General features: G+C 48.4%; 8 protein-coding genes. 5 read left to right on the top strand and 3 right to left on the bottom strand.

What is annotated here, in order from left to right; genetic code table 11:
• Position 1 precedes the first annotated feature (1 nt).
• The 3 genes from J6I44_RS20050 to J6I44_RS20040 all read right to left on the bottom strand — a co-directional run bounded on the left by J6I44_RS20050 (position 2) and on the right by J6I44_RS20040 (position 3113).
• A complete protein-coding gene (locus J6I44_RS20050) occupies positions 2–595 on the bottom strand; it encodes an acyltransferase (protein WP_265768056.1) in 594 nt (197 codons plus the stop codon).
• Positions 588–2024: an oligosaccharide flippase family protein gene (locus J6I44_RS20045; RefSeq protein WP_265768055.1), complete on the bottom strand. Its 1437-nt coding sequence runs from the start codon at positions 2022–2024 to the stop codon at positions 588–590. The genes J6I44_RS20050 and J6I44_RS20045 overlap by 8 nt, the downstream gene beginning before the upstream one ends.
• A gap of 78 nt (positions 2025–2102) precedes the next feature.
• Positions 2103–3113 (bottom strand): GNVR domain-containing protein, encoded by a 1011-nt coding sequence (locus tag J6I44_RS20040; RefSeq protein ID WP_265768054.1) that lies wholly within the window; start codon positions 3111–3113, stop codon positions 2103–2105.
• 372 nt (positions 3114–3485) lie between these two features.
• Here J6I44_RS20040 and J6I44_RS20035 point away from each other — a divergent pair, with 372 nt between their 5' ends.
• From J6I44_RS20035 to J6I44_RS20015, 5 genes are all read left to right on the top strand, one after another.
• Positions 3486–4310: a sulfotransferase domain-containing protein gene (locus tag J6I44_RS20035; protein ID WP_265768053.1), complete on the top strand. Its 825-nt coding sequence runs from the start codon at positions 3486–3488 to the stop codon at positions 4308–4310.
• A 571-nt stretch (positions 4311–4881) separates the two neighbouring features.
• Positions 4882–9582: a beta strand repeat-containing protein gene (locus J6I44_RS20030; RefSeq protein ID WP_265768052.1), complete on the top strand. Its 4701-nt coding sequence runs from the start codon at positions 4882–4884 to the stop codon at positions 9580–9582.
• Between the two features lie 602 nt (positions 9583–10184).
• A complete protein-coding gene (locus J6I44_RS20025; RefSeq protein ID WP_265768051.1) occupies positions 10185–10772 on the top strand; it encodes a phage tail protein in 588 nt (195 codons plus the stop codon).
• A gap of 451 nt (positions 10773–11223) precedes the next feature.
• Positions 11224–12243: a helix-turn-helix transcriptional regulator gene (locus J6I44_RS20020; RefSeq protein WP_265768050.1), complete on the top strand. Its 1020-nt coding sequence runs from the start codon at positions 11224–11226 to the stop codon at positions 12241–12243.
• Between the two features lie 1180 nt (positions 12244–13423).
• On the top strand, positions 13424–18674 hold a 5251-nt coding region (locus J6I44_RS20015), incomplete at its 3' end, for a beta strand repeat-containing protein (RefSeq protein ID WP_265768049.1).

Here is an 18674-nt window from a genome sequence, read left to right as displayed (position 1 = left end):
GTTAAGAATCATCAAGAGGGCGTCCACTGATGCCTCCATATTTTTCTTCGTCTTCGAGCCGGTTATAATGCTTTTCGTCCCGTTTTTTTAGCAGACGATATTTCTGACTTCCAATGATAGACAGGGCCGGCACGTGGCCCGCGACGGTACATCCGGCCCCCACAATAACGCCGTCTTCAATGACGGTTCCGGGAGCGACCACCACGTTCATGCCAATCCAGACATTCTTACCAATATGCACCGGTTTATAAATATCGTTGTCATCAATAGGCAAGCGTTTTCCTTCATAGTCGTGGTTCATGGTATAGCAGACAAAATTACGGCTGATATGCGTATTGGCTCCAATGAAGAGGCCACCCTCCGCCCGGATGTGCACATTGTCTCCAATATGGACATTCTTTTCAATTTTTGCCTGCTTAAAGCCCGAAAACTTTTTGACGCGTCCGTTGATCCGAAGATCAGGACTGCAGTTATCAGAACTCTGGATAAGAGCCTGGTTTTCTTTCTCAATAGTATGCTTGCGGCCCTGCTCAACTAATTTATAGAAGAATGCACCGATCCGTCGGGCAAAGTACCGCGCTATATCTTTAACCATAGTGGATGTATTCTTTTAAGAAGTACGAAATTGTTTTTCCTTTTCGGTAAAAATGGATCAGTACTGCTACTAAGAATAGTGGAGAAACCATGTACTCCAGCAGGTAAAAATACTCTTTCCAATATAAGAGTGTTAAAAAAGCAATGCTGACAAAGGCGCAGAAGGTGCCTACGTATCCTATAGCGGCACTTTTAAAGACTTCCAGCGAAAACAATCTATACGCCATAACCGTACGGTAAATTAGTGCAATTAAAAATATAAGTCCTACGCCATAAGCGGTACCTATGACACCAAACTGAACAGTAAACAGGTAAATAATAGGGATAAACAGCACTACTTCAATAATTCTACCCACGGCGAGTATATTTTGTTTCTTCTCAGCCAGAAACAGGGGCACAATGATGTTGCCAATCCCACGAAGAATACCGGTAAATGTTAGTATTTGGATGATTGGGATTGCATCTACCCATCGGTCGTCGAAAAGTATATTAATCAACGGAGGGGCGAGACTAAAAATAAGGGCAAAAAGTATACAAAGCAGTAGTATTTGATCTTCCAGGATGCGGTTAATTTTGCTGTGTGCTTTATCATCTCCGGCCACCAATTTGGTATAATAGGGAAACAGCACACGGCCAAACAGTTTACGGATGATCGTAATGACGACGTTAATGAGGGTATATCCAATGAGGTAATATCCCAGTACATCGCTGCCCAGAAGTTTACCTACGGTTAAATCATCTATCTGGATGGTAACAAATGAACCCAGTGAGATAAGGAAAAAGTGTTTACCGTGATGGAATATTTCTTTGACATAACGCCATTCGGGCAGGCGCGGTTTGGCCGGGATTCCGAAAAAACCGTAACTCATGAAAACTTTAACTCCCTCCACGATCAACAAGGCCATAACCATAGCCAATACGCTTTGGTAAACGTAGGCCAGTGCAACTACGATGATAAAAAATAAAATCTGTCCCAGCGCATCAAATATGGCAATATTTTTAAATTCAATATCTCTTTCTGCCAGGTAGAGGGCCGGGGTTGTGAAAGATTGGATAGCAGGTACAATAATAGCCAGTGTAAAGATAAATTGTCCTTCCGGGGAATCTACAAAAGAGGCATAATAGGGCACGATCGTCAGTGCAATACCCGTAATAAAGAGTCCGCGGAGTATCATGAAGCCCCAAATAGAGCGGATGAAGCTCTTTTTCATGGTATCGCGTTGAATAAGCAGCTTCTGAATGCCTACTTCCGTCAGGCTTTCCATGGCTTTGATGAGTACATTGGCGAGTCCCCATATGCCAAAATCTGCCGGAGATAGAAAAATGGCCAGAACGGGAGTCTGGATAAATTTTATAAGATAGGTTGCCCCGAGCGGCAGCGCCAGCAGCTTAACTGAAGATAACGACTTTTTTTTAAGATCTTCCCCCATTCAGCAGTATGCCCAACAATTTTGATTCTTCATTAAGTAGAATGTTGCTAGAGTAAAACAGACGCAGCCAGTACCTTTTCAGGATGACCATATTTTTTCCGACTCTTTTAAAAGGAAAGAAATCGTTATCCAGCTAAAAGCGACAAAAAAACCAAGTAAGAGGCTTAAAAATATCATTAGTTTGCGTTTGGGCTTAATTTGAGTACCCGGTGTCGTAATATCATCTAATATGCGGAAGGTAGGCATTTGTTCCTCAATATTTAATCTCATGCGCTGCAGCTGCTGGGTAAGGGTGTTATACTGATCTAATGCTGTTTCATAGGTGCTTTGCAGTTCCATCCGTCTATTCAAAGGTTGGCTGTCAGCGCCATTAAACTCAATGAGCTCTTGGCGCGCTTTGTCCAACTGTTGCTTCTGGCGTAGCTGTTGCGACTCCAGGAAATCCAGATATTGGCGTCCTTTCGCAGTTTTATAGTCGCTGGCTTTTTCGTGGAGCGTTTCCAACACGAGTTGAACCACTTGGGGAGCAGTATTAGCCTCGGGCATTCGAGCCGAGATACGAACGATACCTGTTTGGCGGTCGTAGGTAGCCGTTATACGGCTGGAGAATGCACGGGCCACTTGGCGCTCGCTTGGACTAAGGTCTAAAATGGGGAAGTCGGATTGCTGATGAGACTGACTGGTATCCTGCGCAGTGGAAGCAGGGGGAGAGGTTTCCCCAGACTGCATAGCGCTTAATATTTTCCCGGGAAGCCCGAAGGTATAATCGTAGAGGCTGTTCAATAAAGGGGGGCGGTACATTTGAGTAAAATATTGGTGCAGGGTAACAGAAGAGTCCGTTGAACCGTATTGGAACGGCTTGGACATCAACGTACGCTTAAAATCAACGCTGTTGATCATGTGCGGATAAAGCCTAAGCAGGTAGGAGGGCGTTCGGTTTTCACGGATACTACCCGTCAGGCCAAACAAAAGCCCATAGCTTTCAATAATCTCATTAACCCGATCCTGCAGCTCATACTCCGGAATAATAGAGGCATTAGAAGTATATTGCGAGGAACTCGCTAAGGCAAAAAAGAGTCCAACAGCCAAAAAAGCTCCAATACACCAGTAAAAAAGACTCCTTCGTTTCCAGTAGTTTTGGAGCAGTTCAGAAAAATTGAGTCTTTGCTCTTGGCCGCTTACTGATTCAGATATGGGAACCAGCCGGTAATACTGATCACTATCCGGGCTTTCAACATTTTTATGGTCTTTTGATGAATTCAGTGGAGTTGGACTTAAATGATTAGAATTTAAGAAGTACTTTAATTTAACTTACAACGAATCTTTTTACAAAAGCATTTATAAAGTTGAAATAACTGTTACATTCGATGGAACTTTGATTTTGTAATAGAACTATATATCCGTATAAGATGAAGAAACACAGGGTATAACTGTAATTCCTTTAACCAAGATCTGCTTTTAATGTTTCCAAACTTTATCATTATCGGTGCGATGAAATGTGGCACTTCCAGCTTATACCATTATTTACAGTTACATCCAGAACTGGGGATGTCAGCCATCAAGGAGGTTGATTTTTTTATTGAAGAAAATAACTATAATAAAGGCATAAGCTGGTATCAGTCACAATTTCAGGGTGATTTTAAAATCTTTGGGGAAGCATCACCGAATTATTCAAAAGCACATTATTTTAAGGGGGTTCCCCGGCGAATGTATGAGTTGGTGCCCCGGGCTAAGTTAATCTATCTGGTGAGGGATCCCATCGAGCGTATTATCTCCCACTATACCCATAATTATAGTGAGGGCAGGGAGCACCGTTCTATTGAAGACGCTCTACAAGAATTAGAGGATAATCACTATGTAATGTGCAGTAAATATTTTTGGCAGCTACAGCACTATTTCGAATTCTTCCAAGAAGATCAGATGCTGATTATTCCCTCTTATAGGCTTCGGGATGAACGCCGCGCGACACTGCAACAAATCTTTAAGTTTCTTGGGGTTGATGATTCGTTCTATTCAAACGACTTTGAGCAGCAGATGCATAAGACCAATAAGAAGAGGAGAAAAGGCAAATTAAGCCGCTTCATCTTGGAGAGTCCGGTTATAAAAACACTCAAAGGCTACATTCCGGATAGCGTTAAAGATCCTGTAAAAAAAGCTATTCGACCCGAAGTAACCAAACCTGAGCTTTCTTCTGCAACAAGAGTAAAGTTACAAGAATATCTTCATGCTGATGTTGATCGGCTGCGAACCTTTAGCGGGCTGTCCCTGGATGGCTGGGAGCTTTAAGTTTGAGAGGTTCTTGAGAGGCCTTTTTAGGACGAGTGGAAAGCTCGCTTCATCCAAAAGGTTTGGCACCAATTTAGATAAGTAAGTCAGTGTTGTGATTGCATTGGCAGACACACATCCGGGAGAGGGTTGGCAGCAGGAGAGTTTTAAATCAATCGTGAGGTTAGTTTGTAGGGCATATCATTTATAATTGAACTGAAGTGCATTTGAGACGATTTAAAAGGGATTTGAAACAATATCAAAGGTTGGTTTGCCTATCTTCTAAACAGATAATTTAAAAACGTGGCTATATACTTACCATTTGCGCTCAGGTTTAAGGCATTCACAGGCCGATATATCTCGGTGTTTTTGAATTGTATGAAATGATAAAAAAACATCATGCTTTTCGGGGGCTCTCGATGGGGTAAAGCATCATTTGAAGATAGATAATGATGCTGCCCTTGGGAGCTTTTATTGAGTATTGATTCCTGCCACTGTTCAACGTCAAATATTTTCCATTTTTCCTCTACAGTTATGAAACTGGGATGAGGGTAAATTAGAAAGATTAATGATTCAATCAGTACATAGAAAAATGAAAAAGCCCGCTCCTTATCTTTCTTGGTTTGTATTTCTGTTTGTATGTCTTATCACGGTCGCCCTTTCCTGCAGTGACAACAGTGGAGGTTCCCAGCAGAGCACGATCGAAATCACCAGCCTCAGCCCCGACAGTGGCGCTGTAGGCAGTTTGGTACGGATTTCCAGCGACTATATCGATCCGGAGCATGCCAACAACCAGGTTGAGCTCAATGGCCTCAAGGTGCCTATCCTCAGCTATGGGGCGGGTAGCCTGCAATTCCGCGTCCCCGAAGGGGCCACCAGCGGGCCGGTTACCCTGTCGGTTAACGGGAAGGTCGCCAACGGCCCCTATTTTAAGGTACTCACCGAAGGCCCGGCCATTACGGCTATTAGCCCTGCCAGCGGTGGGCCGGGCACACAGGTCACCATCACGGGCGAGCACTTCCTCCCACCATCGGCCATGGCTAAGATGAAGGGGGACAGCACGGGTCGGCCTTTGGCCGGGGCTCCCGTTGATTCTCTGGGGGCCGACACCACGCAAGCTCCTCTGAAAGCCAAGGGGACACCTTCGCCCAGCATCAATGGGCTGCCCGTTTCGGTTACCTTTGGCGACCAGCTGGCACCCCTACTCAGTCTTAGCGCTACCGAAATTATTGCGAAGGTTCCCGAGGGCGCTACCGGCGGCACTATTACGGTGACGGTAGGCGATCAAACGGTTGTCAGCAGCGTCTTCCGACTGATGCTGGGACCGGTAATTAGCCAGGTGAGCCCCACGGCTGGCCCTGCGGGCACACAGGTAACCATTACCGGACACTACTTTTCTCCGGACCCTGACAGCAACCGGGTGACCTTTAACGGCATTCCGGCCGCCCTTACCCACACAGACAGCACCAGGCTTATGGCCACCGTGCCTAATGAGGCAACTACCGGACCCGTCGAGGTGATAACCCGTGGGCAAACCACCGAAGGCCCGACCTTTAGCGTGACGGAGGCCCCGGTACCCCAGGTTGCCATTGACGACATCAGCCCCAAGCAGGGACCCGTCGGCACGGCTGTGACCATCAGCGGGCAGAATTTTAGTGCTGTCAACACCGAAAATACCGTCACCTTTAACGGCACGGAGGCGACTATCAACAATGCTACTGAAACTACTCTTGAAGTGAGCGTGCCGCAAGGGGCGACCAATGGACCTGTTAAGGTAGCGGTTGGCAGTCAAACCGCAGAGGGCCCCTCTTTTACGGTCACTTCCGATCCTGAAAAGCAGCTTACGGTCACGGGCATCAGCCCCAAAGAAGGGCCGGAAGGTACGGCCGTCACCATTACCGGCGCTAACTTTAGCGCTACCGCTTCGGACAACGCTGTAACCTTTAATGGGACTGAGGCAACCGTAACCAGTGCTTCCACCACTGAACTAGTGGTCACCGTTCCACAGGGAGCAACGACAGGTAACATCACCGTTGGGGCAGGCGATCAGACGGCTACGGGTCCGACCTTTAGCGTGACGGATGCGCCGGTACCCCAGGTTGCTATTGAGGACATCAGCCCCAAGCAGGGACCCGTCGGCACGGCTGTTACGATCACCGGCCACAACTTTAGTGGGACCGCATCCGAGAACACTGTGACCTTTAACGGCACGAAGGCGACCATCAGCAATGCTACTGAAACTACTCTTGAAGTAAGCGTGCCGCAAGGGGCCACCAGTGGTCCTGTGAAAGTGAGTGCCAGCGGACAAACCGCTACCGGACCAAGTTTTACGGTGACTGAGGCCCCAGTACCCCAGGTTACGATCGACGACCTCAATCCTAAAAGCGGACCGGTTGGAACAAGCGTTACCATTACCGGCGCTAACTTTAGCGCTACCGCTTCGGACAACGCTGTGCGCTTTAATGGGACTGAGGCGACGGTCAACAGCGCTTCCACCACTGAACTAGTGGTCACCGTTCCACAGGGAGCAACGACGGGAACTGTCACCGTTGGAGTAGGCGACCAAACCGCTACGGGCCCCACCTTTACGGTCACGGAGACACCAGTGCCGGAAGTAACTATAGACGACCTGAGTCCTAAGGAAGGTCCCGTCGGCACGGCTGTGACCATCAGCGGGCAGAATTTTAGTGCCACCAAAGCGGAGAATATCGTTACCTTCAACGGCACCGAGGCTTCCATAAGCAGTGCTACTGAAACCACCCTCGAGGTGAGCGTGCCCCAGGGCGCGACCACGGGTCCGGTTAGCGTCGAAACCAATGGGCAGACGGCCGAAGGCCCCACTTTCAGCGTGACTGCCGATCCGGACCAGCAGCTTGCGATCAGCAATATTAGTCCCAAGGAAGGGCCAGTCGGCACAACGGTGACCATCACCGGGGCTAACTTCAGCGCCACCGCCTCGGAGAACGCCGTCACCTTCAATGGCAGCCAGGCTATGGTCAGCAGCGCCTCTACCACCGAACTGGTGGCTACGGTACCCCAGGACGCCACCAGTGGACCTGTCACGGTTAAGGTCGGCAGCCAAACAACCACCGGTCCGACCTTCACGGTCGGGGACAATGCCGCCCCCACCATTACCGGGGAAGGCTCTTCTGAGATCCAGGAAAACATCGCCGTGGTAGCCACCATCACCGCCAGTGACCCCGACGGGGACGCCCTGGCCTTCGGCCTGAGCAGCGGCGCCGACCAGGGGCTGTTCAACATCAACAACGATAGCGGAGTCCTGAGCTTTACCACCGCCCCCGATTTTGAAAATCCCGCGGACGAGAACGGCGACAATAGCTACGAACTCGAAGTAAAAGTCACCGACGGCAGCGTAATCGTCACTAAAACCATTACGGTAACCGTTACTAACGTCGATGAAGCGCCGGTCCTTACCAGCCCGACCACCCTGCAGGCCGATGAAAACAGCACCGACGCGGGGAGCATTGCCGCCAGTGATCCCGAGGGGCAGCCGCTGGCCTACGACATAACCGGCGGAGCTGATGCGAATGCTATTACGATTGATCCAACCAGTGGCGCCCTGACATTAGATGCGGCCCCTGACTTTGAATCACCGGCCGATGCAAACAGCGACAACGGTTATGAGATGGAAGTCACCATCAGTGATGGGAATCTGAGCACAACCCAAGCCGTCACCATTACCGTCCAAGACGTTAATGAGGCACCGGTGATTACCAGCGCGGGCCCCTTTGAGATACAGGAAAACAACGCCGCCGTGGGCACTATTACCGCCAGCGACCCCGATGGGGACGCCTTGGACTTCGCCCTGCTGGGCGGCACCAAAGGCACGCTCACCTTTAGCATCGACGCCAGCACCGGGGAGATTACGATCAGCCCCGCCCCAGATTTTGAGAGACCACGCGATGATAATAGCGATAATACGTATGAGATGGATATCAACGTCAACGACGGGGCCCTCGGCACCAGCCAGACGGTGAGCATCACCATTACCAACGTCGTGGAACTGCCTATCATTAATCGGGGAACAATCCGTCCGGCCAGAACCGAAAGCTATTTCCTCAACACCACGAATGAGGCAAATGTCTACCGGTTTGATCCCGTCCCCGCCGGCACGGACTTAAATAATATACTTAACTTTTCACTTGGTACCAGCTTATCGGCGGACTTAGCCACCAGTGCCACGGTAACGGGGGGCGCCGATGGCGGGCTGTTCAGCGTGAATAGTATTAACAGCTATGCCATTCACATAGATGGTCCTTCCTCTCTTGATTACAGCCACAGTGCGGACGGCAACGCCCACGAATACCGGTTTACCGTCACCGCCGAGAATGCGGCCGGGGTTACCCCGACCTACACCATCATCATTCCGGTACAAAATCCCTTTGCGGGTGGCAGCGGCACGGCTGCTGATCCCTACCAGGTGGAAACTATAGATCAACTGCAGACGGTCGGACAGTTTTTGGATGCCCATTTCGTGCAAACCGCGGACATCGATGCATCAGCCACCAGCAGCTGGAACGGCGGACAAGGGTTCGATCCTATCGGCGTTTATACCAACCCGTTCACGGGTAGCTACGATGGGGACGGACATACGATTGACGGGCTGACCATTGATCGTAGCCAAGGCGATGTTTTTGGATTATTTGGCGTAGTAAGCTCAGGAGGCCAAATTATTAACGTGGGACTGACCAATACCGATATTACAACGAATAACGGTACTGGAGGACTGGTGGGATATAATCGAGGTGGTGGTACTATTGCCGACTCTTACATTTCGGGGACTATAACCAGTAGCACTAATACTACCGGTGGTTTAGTGGGTGAAAATTCGGGAGTTATAAGAAGATCCTATTCAGTGGCCAATGTAAATGGCAGAGCTAATGTAGGGGGGCTTGTTGGAACGAATAGGTCAGGCAACATCATAAACTGCTATGCAATGGGCGATGTACATGCATCTCTTACCATTGCCGGGGGATTGGTAGGTAATAATAAAGGAGATATAGATCATTCTTACGCCACTGGGGTGGTTACTTCAGCTAACACAATCGGGGGACTTGTGGGATATGAAGACACAACAGTGGGCACCACATTAGAAAGTTATTGGGATACACAGTCTTCCGGGCAGGCCACTTCGGACGGCGGCACGGGGCTGACGACCAGCCAGATGCAGGGAACCGCTGCCGAAACCAATATGACGGGTTTTGATTTTGGCGGCATATGGACCGTAAGCCCCAATGAGTATCCAATTTTGATCGGGGTTGGAGGGCAATAGAAACTTTAATGAATGTGTGCCTTTTGCGCACCGAGGCTTTAGCATAGGTGCGGCAAAGCAACGCCGGCGACTACCCGACGTTGCGTGATAATCCATAGGGGTATATTTAGTTGCTCTTGACCTCAAATCGGCAGAAGGGGCTTTCCTAAATCATAACGGATTATAGGGAGGCCCCTTCCCGATTAATTGTAGCAGATCCTTCACAGAAAAAATATGATAAGTACCTAAAACTTTTCCTGATATGTTAGTACGGGCTTAGTTAGCGTATGGGACTAAATATGTTATTTAAACCAATAGCATTCTGTTTGAAACGATTTAAAAGGGATCTGAAAGAATATTAAAGATTCGTTTACCTATTTTCTAAGCAGATAACTTAAAGCTTGGCTATATACTTACCATTTGCGCTCAGGCTGTGACGTATCCATATGGTTACATGGCACTGTATTCATAGCTTGAATAAAGTGATGAAATCATTATGCTTTTCGGGGTACGCTCAAGAGGCAGACATTATCGAGATAGATGATGTTTCCCTGGGTACACAACGCCCTACTATTTAGGATGGATAAACTAAGCGACTTTTAATTTAAATAACGAGATATCTTATGAAAGATGAATATATAGGGGTCATTAAAATGTTTGGGGCAGAATGGGCTCCGAGGGGGTGGAAATTATGCAATGGACAGTTGTTGGAAATTACACAGTTTGAGGCTTTGTATTCAGTAATTGGTACGACCTATGGTGGAGATGGCAAAAATAACTTTGCCTTACCCGATTTAAGAGGGCGAGTGCCAATAGGATGTGGTAGCGGGCCGGGACTAAGTCCACATCATGCGGGACACACCGGAGGGACGGAAACCACGGCCTTGAGGATATCTCACCTGCCGGCTCACAGTCATCAAGCTACTGTAAATAATTTCCAGGTAAAGATACAAGCTTCCGACCAAGCAGGAACAAAATCCACACCAGGTGCAGGCGGGGCTCGAACATTGGCCGCTGGTGCAGGAGAAGGCCGAGGAGTTAACCTTTACAATCATGAACAACCGGTCGTTACATTGCGTACTGAAACCGAAGCAGCAGCAGATGTGGGTATTAAAAAGACCGGGGAGGGGAAGTCTTTTTCCAAGATACAGCCTTATTTAGCTATTAACTTTATCATTTGTAGCGAAGGCATTTATCCTTCACGAAATTAATGGTTTGGTTCTTTACAGGATTTAAAAACAATTGGTTTTGGGGAATTTATAGTTTAGATGAGTCATATTCACTCGACGCTATTAATATTTTGGTATAAAATGGAGGTGTCTCATAGTAGAAGGCAATAGAAATTTATGGAGCAATGCCGTTCCGGAACTGGCTGATCCTTTACGGCTTTAAATGCCAGTGATAAGTCACAAACAACATCATACAAGGTATTATACTTGAACTATTAATGTGGACCTAATGAAATAGGGTTATCTATACCCAAAGGATAAAGTAGATAGATGTCGATTTTTTTATTATCAATTTCAGTTTTTAGTCACATTTTATTACCCTAACACTGCCAAATAGGATAAGGTGCGGCATCTGCCGTATTATGATGCGAAAGAGCAGTTTATCAGATAGGCTTTAATGGTAAAAGTTGAATCGGGGAAGTACGACACCGACATGAAAAAGTGTATAGAATATTCACAGCAACTGTTTTCGGTTGCTGATTTTCCACAGATCCTGGAAGGTGCCAACGGTAATATCCAAAATCGAAAAGAGGAGCATCAGCTTATTGATGACAACGAGCATCATTCCACGGTGCTTACCTACCGTAAGTTGAGTGATGATATCCTGCTACTGCATCAGCAAACGGAATGCCACACGCATCATCGCATCCACTTTACCCCGCAACGCCATAAACAACATTACCAGCTTAAATTTCTACGGAAGAGCAACGACACGATTCAAATCCATAAAACCGGGGACTGCTATGATATCCACCAAGGATTTATGACGCTTTATAATAATACGACGGGCTATACTATTGATTTGCCCAAAGGCTTTGCCAAAGAAAGCCTGCAGGCTATTATAAGCCACCGGTTTCTTGATCAGTATGTATCACCCCAGTCGGTTCAAAATAAAATGTTGTATGACACGCTCACTCAACAATCTGATCAGCTTTTTGTATTACCGCAGGCTCCATCCCCGATCAAAAAGAAGCTTTTTCAAGTTGCGGACCAGCTAAACAGATCTGACGATCAGAATCCACCGAATCTGCGTCTACTCAATATTATGAGTACCATGCTGGTGCATCTATTCCAGATGGATTTACCCCATGTAGAACAGTCCTCAGGTATCGATAATCTGAAAAAAAATGTGGCCCACCGGGTAGCAGAATACCTGGAAAGCCGCCTTAGGTACTCTTTCCCGGGTATGGAATTTCTGGCGACCCAGTTCGGCATATCCGTATCCGGATTAAAACGGCACTTTAAGCGGGCCTTTGCAACCACTCCATTCCAGTACTACCGGGATAAGCAGATGCAGTTGGCCTGTAACAAGCTGAAGAATACGGATAAAAACGTGGGGGATATTGCGCAACATATGGGCTTTGATGATTCCTCAAACTTTATCCGGGCTTTTAAGGCCGAATTTGATATTACCCCCGGGCAATATCAGCAACAGGCAGAGCGCTCCACTTGATTGGTCAATCTTCCCTTGGCCTGTAGAACCGTACTTCATTCCAGGGGGGCTGCCCTAGTGGAATCCACACGAGCGGACACTCACGCTATTGAAGGGGCTTGGTGCAGAAATGAATTCCCGCACTATGAATATTGCTAGAAACGAACGTTGCTTACCTTATTTAAGCTATATCATATGTATTGCCCATCTCGTTCCGTCGCTCCGCTGCGGAACGAAGTAGTTACAATGACACAAAAAGGCTGCACTTCTTTTACATAATAACACGCCGATCAGGGTGTATCTCGTGTCACTCTGAAGATGCGCAACAGTGATGAGGAAAAAGTCTCAGATGCAGGACAAAACTGGACATTGCAATCTCTACTGATCCAAGTTACAAACTTGAACCAGTGGGATAACTTCCTCTTGAAGAGTAATTTTTAGTTGATTGATTAACAAATAGTATCACCGAGTTCTTCCTTGGAGAAGGAAGTCAGAAGGATTGAATAATTAAGATGGATATTACTGTTTTATTCAATTCCCCTAAATCCCCTTCCTCCAAAGGGGACTTTGGGGCACTCTTCCTTACAAAAGGAGGAATGCTTAGATTGCAACCTTGCTCAAAATACTTTAAAGATCCTATTGAAGTCCCTCTTGACGAAGAGGGATTCAGCTAGCTCTACAAAGCCTTGTGCGTAGTAGTGGGAGATTGACATTTTTACCCCTAATCGGTGCTCGCGTTAATTATAGGGCGACGACACTAAATCCATTCGCATTTTTACTTCCCCGTTGTTTTATCGTACCGGACCGCAAAAAGCTGCCTTATCCTCTGCTATCCCCTTATATGACTCCCCGAACCATCAACATACATGGTGGGCTTATCTGACTATCGTAATTTGAGCTCATTTGGATATATTTCTTTGCGCGTAATTCCTTTTCTTATCCCAAGAAATCAGGCAGTATGTTACGTAGGCTAAAATACAAACGGCAATTACGGTAGTAAAGGATACACTTATTTTCGGTGGGATTGTTTGGTCATGCGGGTTAGCAGTACATTAGGTGAAATATCATCACAAATCCTCTCTACATGCTGTTAAGATACGACCATTTATTGCTAAAAAGAGGTGAACAGTTCTCCTTCTAAGGATGCCTGCGTTGCTATTGCGGTTGGCTTTTACAAAAAAAACAAAGAGACGGTTTTCATATGTACAACGATAGTCAGTATCATTTTATCTTTTCTGCGCATAATAAGCTCACTTCTTATATCCAGTATTTGGTAAAACCTCTGGCATTTTTACTGGTCATATTTTGCGGAATATCATCAAGTCTATATGCCCAAACAGATTATACCTCATCCTTATCCGGTGGCGATAATCCTTTAAGCAGTGTACCCGAAACTGCAAGCGGAGTTATTACCGGCGACTTTGATAATGATGGAGATGTCGATGTGTTAGCATTTGATGACAATGGCAATTTCGATTCATACAACTTTTACGCCAATGATGGTTCAGGGGCATATTCTGTAGTTACCGGTTCTTCTAACCCCTTTGATGGAATAGCCGCAAGCGATATTTTTTTCGTAGGCGATCATACCTATGTAGCAGATTTTGATAATGATGGTGACCAGGATATTTGGGATTATCGAGGCGAAAATGCTAATGATAATCAAAATATCTATCTCGAAAACACCGGCGGTAGCTATACCTCTTCCAAAGCGGGAGGAAGCAATCCTCTTTCAGGAATACCTGATGCTGACGGTGGCGTTATTGTCGGCGACTTCGATAGTGATAGTGATATTGATGTATTGGCATATGATGATGATACCTATACCTCATTTAGCTTTTTCGCCAATAACGGTTCCGGATACTTTTCTGAGGTCACCGGGTCATCCAGCCCGTTTAACGGAATAACTGATGGGGATATTTTTTTTGTCGCAGACAATACTTTTGTGGCAGACTTTGATGGCGATGGTGACCAGGATATTTGGGATTATCGAGGCGAAAATGCTAATGATAATCAAAATATCTATCTCGAAAACACCGGCGGTAGCTATACCTCTTCCATCGCGGGAGGAAGCAATCCTCTTTCAGGAATACCTGATGTTGCAACCGGCGTTATTGTTGGCGACTTCGATAGTGATGATGATATTGATGTATTGGCGTATGACGATGATACCTATTCCTCATTTAGTTTCTACGCCAATAATGGTTCTGGCTCCTTTTCTGAGGTCACTGGATCATCCAACCCCTTTGATGGAATAGCTGACGGGAACATTTTTTATGCAGCAAGTAATACCTTGGTAGCTGATTTTGATAACGACGGTGATCAGGATATTTGGGATTATGAAGGGAACGGCTCCAATATCTATTTAAAGAAACAGGGTAGTCCCAACACTGCCCCTACTGATATCACCCTTAGCTCCAATTCCATTAACCAAAGCGATGGCACCAACGCTACCGTAGGCAACTTAACAACCACCGATGCCGATGGCGGCGACACCCACAGCTACAGCTTGGTTTCAGGGACAGGAGACACCGACAACTCCAGCTTCAACATCAGCGGCAGCGATCTGCGTGCTAATGATGCCTCGAACCTGGCATCCGGCAGTTACAGCGTTCGCATCCAAACGGATGATGGCATTGATACTTATCAAAAAGCCTTTACCATCACCGTGAATGATGATTTGGCGCCGAATTATGAAAACAGCACGCCTTCGCTTTCAGGCACAACCGTATCCCAAACCACCCTTACCGTACGGTTAAATGAAATAGGCACTGCTTATTATGTGGCCGTGCCCGACGGCGATGGGGCCCCCAGTGCATCCCAAGTAAAAAATGGCCAAAACAGTAGTGGAAGTGAGGCGTTAGCAAGTGGCAGTATCACTATTAGCTCCGCCTCCCAGGATTTTACTGATGACATTACCGGTTTGAGTTCCAACACGGCTTACGACATTTATGTGGTGTCCCAAGATGATGAAGGAACGCCCAATCTGCAGGGCAGTCCAACAAAAGTGGATGTGACAACCGATGCACCGGACACGGATGGTTCTTTGACCGCCGCCGGTGGAGTCAGCGAACCAGTTGGCATTAACAGTATACTGGATACCTCTGGCGAAGCAGTTGATGTGTTTGACTTTACGCTATCTGACGGCGGAGGTGGCGACGGCTTTGCCATGACGGTGTCAGAAATCACGGTAAATGTGTCCGGCACTGCCACCGATACGGAGCGCAACAAGATAACCTGGCGCCTGAACGGCAATGACGCTTCTAACGTGACGGGCACCTACAGCACTGGATCCGATCAAATTACCTTCAGCGGCTTGAGCATCTCTGTTGCCGACGGGGGAAGCGAGACCTACACTGTTAATGCTTATTACAATGACAATACCGGTCTCACTGAGGATCGCACCATTGTTTTATCCGTAGATGGGGACACCGACGTAACGACCGGGGCCGGCGGCACCAGCATAGGAACAACATCGGCCGTCACCAACGGAAGCGGGAGCACTATTGATATTGATGCTACCCAATTGGCGTTTACCACCCAGCCGGCTAATTCCACTTCAGGTTCGGCGTTGGGCACGCAACCTGTGATAGCAGCACAAGATGCTTTTGGGAATACCGATGTGGACTTTTCTGAGACCGTAACCCTGACTGAGTCGAGTGTAGGATCATTGTCCGGCGATGTGGACCTGGCTGCTGTAAACGGGGTGGCCACCTTTACCGATGTATCCTACACCGCTACCGCTGATCAGGAATCGTTTACCTTAACGGCCAATGATCAGGATGGGGTTGGAAGTAATTTTTCCACCGTGGATGCTAATTCGGTCACTTCGGATGTAGTGGCGACCAAGCTGGTATTTGATACCCAGCCGGCCCCCACTATCCTGCAAAGTGGAATAACCGAGGATATGACAACGGACCCGGTGGTGCAGACTGTAGATGCCAACAATATCGTGGATACCGGCTACAGTACTGATATACAGTTGTCCGAAGTGAACGGGCCGGGGGGAGCAACAATGACCGCCACCGGTGATACCGATGGAAGTGCAGCCACTGTATCGGTCACTCCATCTTCGGGCGTTTCCACCTTTAATGACTTACAACTTACGTACACCGCCTCGGGAGGCAGCAATGAGAATTTTAATTTGCAGGCTTCGTCCGGCGGATTAACCTCGGTCAATAGTACGCAACTGACAGCTGAAGAAAACAATCCCCCCACCCTCACAGGGCTCCCCTCGGACATCACCATTACCGAAGACACCGAAAGTAATGTAGATCTGTCCTCTTCTGTATTTGGGGATGCAGACGGTGACAATATAACTGTTACATTAACCGCTTCGGCGGGTACTTTTAGCACTCCGGCCGATGGGGCAGGCGTAGGAGCCGGGGTTACCGAGACCTTGGTCAGCAGTACGGTGATCACCCTGGCCGGATCCCCGGGCGATATCAACACTTACCTGGATACCAATTCGAATATCAAGTACACCGGGGCCTCCAATGTGAACGGAGACAATGCCGCCACGATCAGTGTGGAGGCCAATGATGGTAATGGGTCGGGCGATGTTTCCTTCGGAAATACGAATATTGATATTACAGCAGTCAATGATGTGCCGGTGGTAACCACCACGGGGGGGGCAACGGCCTTTACCGAGGGGGATGCGGCAAAAGTGATCGACGATGGGGTAACCGTTTCCGATCTGGATAACAGCGGTCTTGCCTCTGCTACGGTTTCGATTACTGCCAATTTGGGCTCCGGAGATGTGCTGGCCTTTACGAACGACGGGGCCACGATGGGAAATATAGGGGGGAGCTATAATGCTGGAACTGGAGTACTCACGTTGACTTCCACAGGAGCCATTGCTACACCAGCTGATTTTCAGAACGCACTGCGTGCTGTTACTTATGCTAATAGTTCCGCAAGCCCAACCACGGCCAGCCGAACGATTGCTTTTGTGGCCAATGATGGCGTTGCCAGTAGTGCGGCCGCTACTAAAACAGTATCGGTATCGGGGGTCAATGAAGCTCCCTCGTTCAGCTCCATGCCGGTGACGGCGGCCAAAGAGGGCGAGGCCTATAGTTATGCTATTGAGGCCTCCGATCCGGATGGCGATGGACTGAGTTTCTCTGGCGTAGAGATTCCCGCTTGGGCCAGCCTGGCCGATAACGGTGATGGTACAGCAACGCTGAGCGGCACACCCGGCCCTGATGACATGGGAGACGCCACGGTTGAGCTGGAGGTCAGTGACGGCACCGATACCGCCAGCCAATCCTTTACGATTACGGTAGATAATACCAATCGGGCCCCGGTCTTTGATTCGACCCCGGTGACCGCTGCCAAGGAGGGTCAGGCCTATAGCTACAGTGTGGAAGCCTCTGATCCTGATGGTGACGCAGTGACAATTACCCCCGCACAGATTCCAGGCTGGGCGAGCCTGACCGATAACGGGGATGGTACGGCCATACTGGAAGGCACGCCAGGGTTGGATGATGCAGGAGACACGGCCATAGAACTTACCGTAAGCGATGGTACCGCCACGATCGCCCAGTCATTCATCATAACGGTAGGAAACACCAACCGAGCCCCGGTTTTTGATTCGTCTCCGGCGACCAAAGCCCAGGAACAGCAAGCATATACGTATAACATAGTTGCCAGTGATCCCGACGGAGATGCATTGACGATAACAGCTCCGACTGCCCCGGATTGGGTCTCCCTAACCGACAATGACGATGGTACGGCCAGCCTTGGGGGCACGCCGGGTCCCGAGGATATGGGCGAGGTATCGGTGGAGCTGCAGGTCAGTGATGGCACAGTGACAGCTACCCAATCCTTTACGATTTCCGTGTCCAATACGAATCGTCCGCCAGTCTTTGATTCCTCCCCGGTTACGGCTGGTAAAGAAGGTGAAAATTATTCCTACACGGTGAAAGCCTCCGATCCGGATGGCGATGGACTGAGTTTCTCTGGCGTAGAGATTCCCGTTTGGGCAAATCTGCAAGACAACGGTGATGGTACAGCAACGCTAAGCGGTACGCCGGGTCCCGACGATATGGGCGAGGTCCAAGTAGAGCTGGAGGTCAGTGACGGCACCGATATGGCTACCCAGTCGTTTACGATTACCGTGGATAATACGAATCGTGCTCCGGTGTTCGATTCACAGCCAGTAACCTCGGCCAAAGAAGGGGAGGCCTACAGTTATGCCATTCAAGCCAGCGACCCCGATGGGGACAAGGTGAGCTTATCAGCTGCAGAACTTCCTGATTGGGCCGATCTGCAAGATAATGGCGATGGGACAGCAACGCTGAGTGGCACGCCGGGTCCCGACGATATGGGCGAGGTATCGGTAGAACTGGAAGTCAGCGACGGTACGGCTACGGCCAGCCAATCCTTTACGATTACGGTTGGTAATACGAACAGGCCCCCGGCCTTTAATTCCAGTCCGGTCACAGGGGCCA

The organism is Fodinibius salsisoli, assembly GCF_026229185.1.
GTDB lineage: Bacteria > Bacteroidota > Rhodothermia > Balneolales > Balneolaceae > Fodinibius > Fodinibius salsisoli.
The sequence above is the reverse complement of the archived record's forward strand: the minus strand, read 5'-3'. Positions and strand labels throughout refer to the sequence as shown.